Here is a 7,763-nt window from a genome sequence, read left to right as displayed (position 1 = left end):
GCGTGCCTTCCCGACCCGCGTTCGCATCGCGGGCCTACTCGGTGACTTGACGATCACTCACTCGGGAAGGTACGCCCTTCGCACGCTCCCCGCGGAGCCGATCCACAAGTCATGAGCATTGCTCCGCCCCCGAGCGGTCGACGCGCACCATGTGACCTGGCTGCACCTGCCGCAGATCTGTGTAAGGCGTCTCCCACGGCATGGCGAGCCTGGGGTTCAACAGTATCGGGAGCTTGGTCTCGCTGGTGCGCGCGGTGAAGAACCTGTGGTTGATGATCGCCTTGGGCTCGGAAGCGAACAACAGGCCGTCAGCGTAGGCGTAGTAGTAGAGGGGTTTTACCCCCAGCCTGTCGCGTACGAGAAGCAGTTCCTCACGGGCGCTGTCCCAGATGGCCAAGGCGAACATCCCGGTCAGCCGGTCCACGAAGCCCGTTCCCCACTCCAGGTAGGCCCGGAGAACGACCTCGGTATCGGAGGCGGACTCGAAGCGGTGCCCCCGCGTGATCAGGTCGGACCGCAGTTCGCGAAAGTTGTAGACCTCACCGCTGTATGACAGCACCACCGGTTCCTCGGTCCGGCTCCGGTGGGCGGTCATGGGCTGTCCGCCTCCCTCGAGATCGATGACTGCGAGGCGACGGTGGCCCAAGGCTGCGTGATGTGCAAGCCATACGCCCTCGGCGTCCGGGCCCCGTCGGTACACGGAGCCGGTCATGGCCTCCAACGTAGGCCGTTCCGAGGTGAGGTCTCGGGAGAAGTCGACCCAACCGGTGATGCCGCACATCACGTGCCTCCTCGCATGCAAGTCAGACAGAAAATCGGTTGGCCATTGGAGTTCCGTCGGGTTAGCCAGCCAGGCTTTCAAATAAAATTCGAATTATCCGGGGCCGACACAAGAGCTCGTCACCGCTCAACTCCGCGAATTAGTGACCGGCGTTCAGGTGGCACCCTTCCGTGCACGCCATACTGGTCACCGTGGTCGATGCAGTCCTGCAAGTGCAGCTGCGCCAATAACTGCGGCAGCCGTGGCCCCCTGTTTCTGTTCGCTTTCGCGACACTCTCTCCCCCATCGAAAATACCCTGCTAGGCAATTCTCCACTCCACTTTACGCGATGACTCATTGCCCCATGCAAGCGAGTTCGTTAATTGGGCTGAATAGCTGACCCCTTTCAGCAAGGAGAGCCCAAATTTAACGATTAAGATCATCTGCAACTTTATAGTGTATTTTCGCATCGATCACGGCCTGGCGCGACACCATCCTGAACTGCGACATCACACAGAGCATGAAGACGAATCCCGCAGCCAGCCCAATTCCACTAGACGCTTTTGAGTCATGATCAACTTGATATGCCTTTGAAGCGCTTTATCCTGCTGCGGGCCTGCCTGAACACGGCGGCGTACAGGCGTGTCGCGTTGAGGATGTTCGCTCCCGTGATGGCGATGTCCAGCAGCAGGATGGCCACGACGAGCAGCCAGACGGAGCGGCCCGCGAGGGCCGCGGTGCCGAAGACGAGCAGACCAGTGCCCAGGGCGCGCCGGTGGCCGGCAGGGACCGGCCACGGTCGTGCAGACGGCCTGCACGCCGTGCGGCGAGAGCGCCCGTGAAGGCACCGAAGCCGATGGCCCCGAGGACCAGGGTCCAGCGAACCACCCGCTCCTGCCGCGCCACCCGGCCGACCGATGCGATCAGGGCCGGGTAGGCCATGTGTGTCTTCGGCTCCACCGGCGGGATAGCGCGGTGCAGCAGAAAGGCGACCACGCCGAGCAGCCGACCGCCGCCGAGACCGAACTGGCCGATCTCACGACCACCCGTGCCACGCTGCTGCGGATCACCGGCGCCGACGACCCGCCATCCGCAGACGCGACCCTGGCCAGCACCGCCTACCAGCAGATCCTCGCAGTGTTCACCACCACCGGCGACAGTAACGGGCTGCGCGCCAAGGACATCTGCCCCGCGCGCTCGGCGTCGACACCACCGCCAACCACACTGAAAGCCTGCACGCCAAACTCAAACGCCTCGTCGCCCGCGGCGTCCTCGCCGAACGCGAACCCGAACCCGGCCTGTTCACCCTCACCCGGCCCGCGACCAGCAGCCCTAACCCAGAGCCAACGCCATACCGGACACAGCCCCACGAACCACCCGCTCAGGTGAGGAGTTCCGCGAGCTGGGCCATCTCGGTGGGTGGGTCGATCACCGGCTGGATGAGCAGTTCGTCGATGCCTGCCTGTTCCAGGGTGGTGATGCGGGCGAGCGGCGACTCGGCCGTGTGCAGGGGACTTCAGGCATCCACGCAGCCGATTCTGGAAACTGACACGTCATTCGGCAGGCGTCCCAGACGATCACCGCCGCAGCAGCACAGTGACAGAGTGTCACATCGTCTACGTCCTCAGCACCTGGCACACCCTGCTGTACGGCACAACGTCTGGTTCGAGGGCTCGTTCCGAACGCTGGTCCGGGCGCTGCGGATGCCGCTCGCCGGGTTGCTGTTGCTCCAACTGCTGCCCGCCGGACCGGCCCAGTGAGCGGCCGCGGTCGCGGGGACCGCGCCGGGAGTCGCGCCCGTTGCCGTTGACCGCCCCGCGCGCAGGCACCCGCCCGCGGCCGGAACCACGAGGACGACGACCTGGCCGCCGACCAGCCTCAGCCCACCGGCTGACGGCAACGGCCACCGTGTGCGAGGCGATACACGCCGCGTATCGCCTCGCTCTGGACGACTGAACGGGCAGCAGGGTCAGCTTCCCGGGGACACGACCTCGGCCCGCACCGTGACGCTGGGGCTATTCCTGAAGTGCAGGGTGAACGGCACCTGGTCGCCGACCGCGACGGGCTCAGGCCGGCGCACCATGACGTCCAGAGTCAGCGGGGTCATCTCCAATACCTCGCCGGGGCCGATGGGCACCGAGTCGAGCATCTCCATCGTGCGGGCCGTCTCGGTCACGTCGACCGAGCGGCTCAGCATGATGTCGTCGGACAGCGGCGAGGTGACGGCCACGAGGTCGTCGGCGCCCTCGCCGGTGTTGGAGATGGTGAAGAAGGCGGCCGTAATTGCCGGGTTGGGGGCCGTCCAGACCCGGGCGTCGGTCACGGTCAGCTCGGCCGGGCGGCCGGCCTGCCCGCTGAGCGTCCAGGCGGTGAGCCCGGTCAGCGCCAGCACGCAGGCCGCCAGGGGGGCGACGGCGGCACCCAGGACCTCGGTGATCCTGGCGGGGATCGTGGGCCGGTTCACGCCGCACTCCGCGTGGTCGCCCGGGCCTGACTCCGCTCGTCCCTGCGCGGCTGCTTGCCGCGCAGGGTCAGGCTGTTGGCGACGACGAGCAGCGAGCTGGCGGACATGGCGGCGGCGGCGATCATCGGGCTGAGCAGGCCGAGCATGGCAAGCGGAACGGTCACCAGGTTGTAGCCGAAGGCCCAGGCGAGGTTGGTGCGGATGGTGGCCAGCGTGGAGCGGGCCAGTCGGACGGCGTCGGCGATGACGTGCACGTCCTCGCGTGCCAGCGTGACGTCCGCCGCCGCGACGGCGGCGTCGGTGCCGCTGGCCAGGGCGATACCCAGGTCGGCTCCGGCCAGCGCGGCGGCGTCGTTGACGCCGTCGCCGACGAACGCCACCTGCGCGCCCCGCCGTTGGAGGTCGGCGACCAACGCGGCTTTGTCCTGAGGGCTCATGCCGGCGTGCACCTCGGTGATGCCGGCGTCGGCGGCGACGGCTGCCGCGGGGGCCTCGCGGTCGCCGGTGGCCAGCACGGGGCGCAGCCCGAGGCGCTTGAGGTGGTCGATGGCCCGGTAGGTGTCGCTCCTGAGGCCGTCGGCGAGGGTGATGATGGCCTGGGGCGCGCCGTCGACCGTGACCAGGACGGCCGTCGCGCCGGCCGTGTCTGCCCGCTCCACCGCCTCGGCGAGCGGGGTGGGCAGCCCGGCGGGGGGTTGGACGACGCACACCAGACGGCCGTCCACCTCGCCGCGTACGCCGAGTCCTGGGGTCTGTTCGACGGCGGTGGCCACAGGCAGTCGCCGATCGGGCGCCGCGTGGCGGGCCGCGCGGGTGATCGCCCTGGCGAGCGGGTGCCCGGAGGCGGACTCGACCGCGCCGGCGAGCGCCAGCGCTCGGTCGGCGTCGATGCCCTCGTCCGCCGTCATGTTGGTGACGGTCAGTCGTCCGGTGGTGAGGGTGCCGGTCTTGTCCAGCACGATGGTGTCGACGCCGCGCAGCGCCTCCAGGGCGGTGGGGCCGCTGATCAGCACGCCCATCCTGGCGCCCCGGCCGGTCGCGGCGAGCAGCGCGGTGGGCGTGGCCAGGCCGAGCGCGCAGGGGCAGGCGACCACCAGCACGGCGACGGCGGCGGTGACCGCGGCCTCGCTCGCCGCGCCCGCGCCGAGCCAGAAGCCGAGGGTGGTGGCCGCCAGGGTGAGGACCACGGGCACGAACCGCGCGCTGACGGCGTCGGTCAGCCGCTGCACCCTGGCCTTGCGGGTCTGTGCCTCCTCCACCAGGCGGCTGATGCGGGCCAGTTGGGTATCGCTGCCGACTGCCGTGGCGCGCACCTCCAGCACGGCGCCCGAGTTGACGGCGCCGCCGGCCACCGGCTCGCCGGGCGACACCTCGACGGGCCGGCTCTCGCCGGTGATCAGCGAGAGGTCGACCGCGCTGCTGCCCGCCTCCACCACGCCATCGGTGGCGACGCGCTCACCGGGACCGACGAGGAACCGGTCGCCGACCTGGAGTCGGGACACGGGGACGCGGCGTTCCTCGCCGCCGTCGAGGACGGTGACGTCGTTGGTGGCGAGTTCGGCGAGGGCGTGCAGGGCGGAGCCCGAGTCGTGGCGTGCCCTGCTCTCCAGGTAGCGGCCGAGCAGCACGAAGGCCGGGACGGCGACCGCCGCTTCTAGGTAGAGGTGGGCCACGTCGGGCGAGGCGCTGGGCAGCAGGCTGAAGGGCATGGTCATGCCGGGCATGCCGGCGCCGCCGAAGAACAGCGCGTAGCCGGACCAGACGAAGGACGCGGCGACGCCGAGCGAGACCAGCGTGTCCATACTGGCCGCGCCGTGCCGCAGTCCGCGCACGGCCCGCTGGTGGAACGGCCAGGCGCCCCAGACCACGACATAGGCGGTGAGCATGAAGCACAGCCACTGCCAGTTGCGGAACTGCCAGGGCGGCACCATCGAGAGCGCAAGCACCGGCAGGGACATCGCCAGTACCAGCACGAGCCGGCGCAGCGCCGTGGCCTCGGCGGCCGGCCGGCCGGTGGCTTCCGGTTCCGCCCCGAGTCGCGGCTCGGGCCGCCGGGCGGTGTAGCCGGCGGCCTCGATCGCCTCGATCAGCGTGGCGACTGGCACCTCGGTGGGGTGGGTGACGCGGGCCCGGTGCGTCGCCAGGTTGACGCTGGCGCTGACCCCGTCGAGCTTGGCCAGCCTGCGCTCCACCCGGCTGACGCAGGCGGCGCAGGTCATCCCGCCGATCTCCAGGTCGGTCAGTTCCTGGTCGACGTGCGCGTCCTGCGGGGCGGCGCTCACCACGTCACCGCCGTGGCGTCGGGCGCGGGCAGGCTGTGCCCGCCGCCGTCGCCACCGTGCTCGGACCGTTCCGGCTCCCCGCCGGACGGCTGCTCGCGCATGCCGGGGGCCACGGGGCCGGCCAGGCTGCCGACGGCGTAGGACGCCGCGAACACCAGCACGAGCAGTAGGGCGAAGGCGTACACCGAGGGCGGTGGCCCTGGGCGGCGCTCCGCTCGGGACCGGCTGAACAGCCGGTCCGGGAGAGTCGTGGACTTCATGAGAGAACCCCTTTACCTGGTGAGCTGTGGCGGTCTGACGAGCGGCCGTCATGCCGGCACGCCGCCCCCGCCCACAGCGGGTTTGCTTCGATGCGGAGCGATGCCCCGTTCCCCCGCCCGTCACGGGAACCGACCCGCCGCTCCGTACGGCGGGCCCTTGCCTCGGCGCCGGTCAGTCGCAGGGGACCCGCCGGTGGTCGAAGGCGATCAGCGGATCGCCGTTGAGCGGATGCCTGGTCACCGCCGCGTGGACGCCGAAGACCCGCTCGATCAGCTCGGCGGTCAGCACTTCGGCCGGCGGGCCCGAGGCCAGCAACGTGCCGTCGGCCAGCACGTGCAGCCGGTCGCAGACCGAGGCGGCGGCGTTCAGGTCGTGCAGCGCGACCAGGGTGGTCCGCCGGTGGGCGCGGAGCAGCGACAGCAGTTCCATCTGGTGGCGGATGTCCAGGTGGTTGGTCGGCTCGTCGAGGACCAGGACGCGGGTGTCCTGCGCGAACGCGCGGGCGAGCAGCACGCGTTGTCGTTCGCCGCCGGAGAGGGCGGCGAAGGGGCGGTCGACGGCGGCGGCCATGCCGACCTGGGTCAGGGCGCGGTCGACGGCGGCGACGTCGGCGGGGCCCTCGGCGGCGAAGGCCCGCTGGTGCGGGATGCGGCCCATCGCCACCATCTCGCGAACGGTGAGCGCGATGTCGCCGCCCCGTTCCTGAGGCAGCGCCGCGATCCGGCGGGCCACGCGCGCCGGCGGCAGACGGGTGAGGTCGTCGCCGTCGAGGAGCACCCGGCCGGCGTCCGGCCGCAGATGCCGGTAGACGGTGCGCAACAGGGTGGACTTGCCGCTGCCGTTGGGCCCGACGAGTCCGGCGATCTCGCCGTCGTGGGCCAGCAGGGTCACACCGGCCACCACATCGCGCCCGCCGAGCGCGACCCGCACGTCCTCGATCGCCACACTCACGCGGTCCTCCCCAGCCTTCGGTCCAGCAGATAGAGCAGCGTCGGCGCACCCAGCAGCGCGGTGACCACCCCGACGGGCAGTTCCTGGGCGGGCAGCGCCACCCGGCACACCACGTCCACGACCGTCAGCAGCAGTGCCCCGGCCAGCGCGGACAGCGGCAGCAGCCGGCGGTGGTCGCCGCCCACCAGCAGCCGGCACAGGTGCGGCACCAGCAGCCCGACGAAGCCGATGGCTCCCGAGACGGCCACCAGCACCCCGGTCAACACGCTGGTGACGACGAACAGTTCGCGCCGCAACCGTCGGGCGTCCACCCCGACCGCGGCGGCCGTCTCGTCGCCCATCGCCACCGCGTTCATCGCCCGGGCACGGGCCATGAGCACCACGAGGCCGGCGGCCACGGCCAGCGCGGGCAGCGCGAGCCGCTCCCAGGTGGCGCCGCCCAGGCTGCCCATCAGCCAGAACAGCACGCCCTGCGTCTGCTGCTGGTCCCCCGCCCGCAGCACCAGGTAGCTGGTGAAACCGGACAGGAACTGCCCGACCGCGACGCCGGCGAGCACCAGCCGCAGCGGCGAGAAGTCCCGGCCGCGAGCGGCGAAAACCCACACCAGCAGGAAGGACCCGAGCGCTCCGCCGAACGCCGCCGCCGACAGACCCGCCCTCAGCGGGCCGCCGCCGGCGCCCAGCACGATCGCGGCGACCGCCGCGAGCGAGGCGCCGCTGGAGACACCCAGCAGATACGGGTCGGCCAGCGGGTTGCGCACCAGCGCCTGCACCGCCGTGCCCACCAGGCCCAGGCCCGCGCCGACCAGCGCGGCAAGCAGCGCCCGAGGCACCCGCAGCTGCCACACGATCAGGTCGTCGGTGCCCGGCCTGGCGGGCTGCCCCGTCAGGCGACGGGCCACGACCTGCCACACGATGTCCGGGGCGATGTCCGTGGAGCCCAGGCTCACCGCGACGGTCAGCGCCGCCACCAACACGACCGCCAGCGCAAGACCGAGCGCGGCGGGACGGGCCCGCCGCACCGAGGCTCCCCGAGCCATGGCGA

Annotated in this window: 9 protein-coding genes and 1 pseudogene; 2 read left to right on the top strand and 8 right to left on the bottom strand. The window is 71.2% G+C overall.

Features of this window, described 5'->3' with window-relative positions:
- Nucleotides 1-109: 109 nt before the first annotated feature.
- Nucleotides 110-781, bottom strand: coding sequence for a class II glutamine amidotransferase domain-containing protein (locus RM590_RS28270; RefSeq protein WP_311707569.1), 672 nt, complete (start codon nucleotides 779-781; stop codon nucleotides 110-112).
- Nucleotides 782-1,334: 553 nt separating this feature from the next.
- Nucleotides 1,335-1,460 (bottom strand): hypothetical protein, encoded by a 126-nt coding sequence (locus tag RM590_RS28265; RefSeq protein WP_311707568.1) that lies wholly within the window; start codon nucleotides 1,458-1,460, stop codon nucleotides 1,335-1,337.
- Nucleotides 1,461-1,735: 275 nt separating this feature from the next.
- On the opposite strand from RM590_RS28265, the gene RM590_RS28260 reads away from it, so the two are divergent.
- Nucleotides 1,736-2,149, top strand: coding sequence for a hypothetical protein (locus tag RM590_RS28260; protein ID WP_311707567.1), 414 nt, complete (start codon nucleotides 1,736-1,738; stop codon nucleotides 2,147-2,149).
- Here the strand turns inward: RM590_RS28260 and RM590_RS28255 are convergent.
- Nucleotides 2,142-2,246: pseudogene (locus RM590_RS28255) on the bottom strand (LLM class flavin-dependent oxidoreductase); the annotation flags it as partial. The gene RM590_RS28260 and the pseudogene RM590_RS28255 sit on opposite strands and share 8 nt — an antisense overlap.
- Before the next feature lie 118 nt (nucleotides 2,247-2,364).
- Between RM590_RS28255 and RM590_RS28250 the strand changes: the two are divergent.
- The gene (locus tag RM590_RS28250; protein ID WP_311707566.1) at nucleotides 2,365-2,520 is read left to right on the top strand and encodes a hypothetical protein; all 156 of its coding nucleotides are present in this window, start codon (nucleotides 2,365-2,367) and stop codon (nucleotides 2,518-2,520) included.
- 209 nt (nucleotides 2,521-2,729) lie between these two features.
- On the opposite strand, the gene RM590_RS28245 is transcribed toward RM590_RS28250, so the two are convergent.
- The 5 genes from RM590_RS28245 to RM590_RS28225 all read right to left on the bottom strand — a co-directional run bounded on the left by RM590_RS28245 (nucleotide 2,730) and on the right by RM590_RS28225 (nucleotide 7,758).
- Nucleotides 2,730-3,224: a copper chaperone PCu(A)C gene (locus RM590_RS28245; protein ID WP_311707565.1), complete on the bottom strand. Its 495-nt coding sequence runs from the start codon at nucleotides 3,222-3,224 to the stop codon at nucleotides 2,730-2,732.
- A complete protein-coding gene (locus RM590_RS28240) occupies nucleotides 3,221-5,443 on the bottom strand; it encodes a heavy metal translocating P-type ATPase (protein WP_311707574.1) in 2,223 nt (740 codons plus the stop codon). The genes RM590_RS28245 and RM590_RS28240 overlap by 4 nt, the downstream gene beginning before the upstream one ends.
- 59 nt (nucleotides 5,444-5,502) lie before the next feature.
- Nucleotides 5,503-5,766 (bottom strand): hypothetical protein, encoded by a 264-nt coding sequence (locus RM590_RS28235; protein WP_311707564.1) that lies wholly within the window; start codon nucleotides 5,764-5,766, stop codon nucleotides 5,503-5,505.
- A 172-nt stretch (nucleotides 5,767-5,938) separates the two neighbouring features.
- Nucleotides 5,939-6,718 (bottom strand): ABC transporter ATP-binding protein, encoded by a 780-nt coding sequence (locus RM590_RS28230; protein ID WP_311707563.1) that lies wholly within the window; start codon nucleotides 6,716-6,718, stop codon nucleotides 5,939-5,941.
- The gene (locus RM590_RS28225) at nucleotides 6,715-7,758 is read right to left on the bottom strand and encodes a FecCD family ABC transporter permease (protein WP_311707573.1); all 1,044 of its coding nucleotides are present in this window, start codon (nucleotides 7,756-7,758) and stop codon (nucleotides 6,715-6,717) included. Before RM590_RS28225 ends, RM590_RS28230 begins: the two co-directional genes overlap by 4 nt.
- Nucleotides 7,759-7,763 lie beyond the last annotated feature (5 nt).

Source organism: Streptomyces litchfieldiae (assembly GCF_031845365.1).
Taxonomy (GTDB): domain Bacteria; phylum Actinomycetota; class Actinomycetes; order Streptomycetales; family Streptomycetaceae; genus Streptomyces; species Streptomyces litchfieldiae.
The sequence above is the reverse complement of the archived record's forward strand: the minus strand, read 5'-3'. Positions and strand labels throughout refer to the sequence as shown.